The 2664-nt window shown below is 68.3% G+C and carries 2 protein-coding genes and 1 pseudogene; 2 read left to right on the top strand and 1 reads right to left on the bottom strand.

Going from position 1 to position 2664, the window contains the following annotated elements; translation table 11 throughout:
- Positions 1 to 80: 80 nt before the first annotated feature.
- On the bottom strand, positions 81 to 1109 hold the full coding sequence (locus tag WH07_RS35795) for an ArsR family transcriptional regulator (protein ID WP_046509453.1): 1029 nt from the start codon (positions 1107 to 1109) through the stop codon (positions 81 to 83).
- 140 nt (positions 1110 to 1249) lie between these two features.
- Here WH07_RS35795 and WH07_RS35790 point away from each other — a divergent pair, with 140 nt between their 5' ends.
- Positions 1250 to 1846, top strand: coding sequence for a peptidase inhibitor family I36 protein (locus WH07_RS35790; protein WP_232789180.1), 597 nt, complete (start codon positions 1250 to 1252; stop codon positions 1844 to 1846).
- 318 nt (positions 1847 to 2164) lie between these two features.
- Positions 2165 to 2664: pseudogene (locus tag WH07_RS35785) on the top strand (hypothetical protein); the annotation flags it as partial.

Here is a 2664-nt window from a genome sequence, read left to right as displayed (position 1 = left end):
ACCCCCGGCGCCCGGCAACCGACCCCCGGCTCCCGGCTCCCGGCGAGGCGCGGTCTCCCCGCCCGGCCGCCTCGCTCGCCTCACGTGTTCGCGTCCAGCGCCGCCGGCTGCCACCGCCCCTCCCCGGAAGGCGGGCTGATGAGCGCCGCTCCCAGCGGAGTCAGCGTGTGGAGGACGGAGTTGGCCACCCGCCGACTGGTGATCAGACCGGCGTCCCGCAGTGCCCTGGTGTGCTGGCTCGCCGCGGACGCGGAGATACCCGCGGCCCGCGCGAGACCGCCGGTGGTCTCGCCCGTTCCGGTGGCCAGGAGAACGGCCGCACGCCTCTGCCCCATGAGCGATTCCAGTGCGGAAACCCGGTGAGTGCCGGACGTTCTTCGGCCCGCGGGCGCTTGACGCACAATTGGATAGACGACCACGGGCGGCAGCTCGTGATCCGCCAGAGCGACCGGCTGCTGCCAGCAGAAGTACGAAGGCACAAGAAGAAGTCCGCGTCCCTCCAGATGGAGATCTCTCGTCCAGCCCGCGCACGGGACGTTCAGGACCGGCGGATTCCATTCCATGACCGGCCGCAGGCTGCGCAGCAGCCCGTCCGTTCCGTGGTCCATCAAAGGACGGGTCCGCAAGGAACGCTCCGCGTCCACATGCGCCTGGATGCGATCACTGTGCGGGGCTATGACAGCCTCGTGATAACTGCGCAGCGCCTCTACCAGTTCCTCGCGCATCCCTGTCTCCGCGAGACGCGATGTCCACGCCGGTGCTCCGCTGACTTGGGCCATGACCTGCACTTCGCGCCGGACCCGTTCGCCCGGTGTCCGCAGAATGGCCGTTAATCCGGCCCCGAGACCGTCGGATCCCTCGGCCGGAGTGAGGAAGTCGGGATAATACGCGGCTCTGGGCGCGACCGGTATCAGCAGGGAGCGCACTGTCCTCTCCAGATCACGTTCCCGGATACGCGTACGGGCATCGTGGTACCAGTCGGTGTATGCCCATCGGCCTTTCCGCGTCTGGAAGCGGTGCAGGCTGCTCACGATCTCCCACAGGGGATCTGCCGTGGCGGCAATTCGTGTACGGGCCAGGTCGGCATCGGTGAAATGAATACGGAGCACGGTATTCCTCTCGGCTGACCAGCGTCTTTGAGGTGTGCCGAAACATCATGGCCACCGGATGGAACCGCTGGCAATGTCGGGCCTCGGAAATACCGATGTTCTTCGGATCGAACTTCCGTACCGATGAATCGAGGGTTCTCGTGCACAGATTCACGAAGTGGTCCGTCGCCCTGGCGGCGGCCGCGATGGCGGTCATGGGCCTGGCGGGCCCGACCTCCGCGTCCACCTCGGCCCAGCCGGCCTTCGCGGCGCAGGCCGCTCGGGCGGGCCTCGACAAGGCGGAGGCCGCCGGCCTCCAGCGGCAGGTGGACGCTCAGCTCGCCGCCGTACCCGGTGGCGAGCAGACCGGTCTCAACGAGATCTCCTGGCGTGGCGGCAAGGCCGTGATGACCTTCCCGCTGCCCGGCGAGAAGAAGGCGCGCGCCGTCGGTGAGGCGTTCGCGCCGGCGGGCTCACCGAACTGCAGCTATCTCTGGACGTGCCTGTACGAGCACGCCAACTTCGACGGCCGCCGTCTGACCTGGTCCGACTGCGACTTCGTCAACCTCGCCGACTGGGGCTTCAACGACCAGACCACGTCCTGGCACAACAACCAGTCGTCCGGGACCCAGACCACGGTCTACAACTGGAACGGCGTCAACGCCTGGGTGGTCCTGTGGACCTCCACGGCCCCCTCGTCCAGCTCGAACGTGGGCAGTGCCAACAACGACAAGGCCGACGGCCTCTGGGTGTGCTGAGCCCGGGACCGATCCGCTGGTGAGACCCCGCTTCGGCACCGCGCCGTCCGGGCCCGCGTCGCCCGGGCCCGGACGGCGCGACTCCGCGCGCGCCCCGGGATCCGTCCGAGAGGCCCGAGCTGCCCCGCCGATGCCCAGTGGGCGATGCCCACAAAAAATCCCCGGTCCGAATTGACGGCCGGGGCATTCGCCTGCGTATATTGAGTGTTTGCATGGCCTGATTCAGCCGGTTGCCGACTTGGCGGAGACTCGACGGGCGAATCGCTGGGCGGGCCCAGGGGAACTCAATGGAATGCAGCGTATCGGACAGGGGCTGAATTGTCAACCAGGGAATCCAAGCGGGAATCCGCCGACGAATTGCGGAATGAGCAGCAATTCATCTCTGTCCTCTACGAGCGCCTCGACGCCCTCCGGGAGCAGGCCGAGACCGCCATGGAGGCGTCGGCCGGCCAGGTCACGACCGTACGGCAGGCCCGGGTGGAGCGGGACATCAGCGTCGCGGAGCAGTCCCACCGCCTCTCCACCCTCAACGCCGTCGAGACCGGACTCTGCTTCGGCCGTATCGACCTGCGCGACGAGGACGGCACCAAGCGCGACGGGCACGGCACCGAGGTCGACGACGCCGCCCGGGGTGCTGATCCAGGTGCCCATGTCCACCACATCGGACGAATCGGAATACGTCTCGACGACGAGGACCGCACCCCCCTCCTCATCGACTGGCGCGCCCCCGTCGCCCGCCCCTTCTATCTCGCCACCGGCTTCTCCCCCATGGGTCTGCGCCGGCGCCGCCACATCACCACCCAGGGCCGCCGCGTCAC

Origin of the sequence: Streptomyces odonnellii, from assembly GCF_000981895.1 — a bacterium.
Lineage (GTDB): Bacteria > Actinomycetota > Actinomycetes > Streptomycetales > Streptomycetaceae > Streptomyces > Streptomyces odonnellii.
The sequence above is the reverse complement of the archived record's forward strand: the minus strand, read 5'-3'. Positions and strand labels throughout refer to the sequence as shown.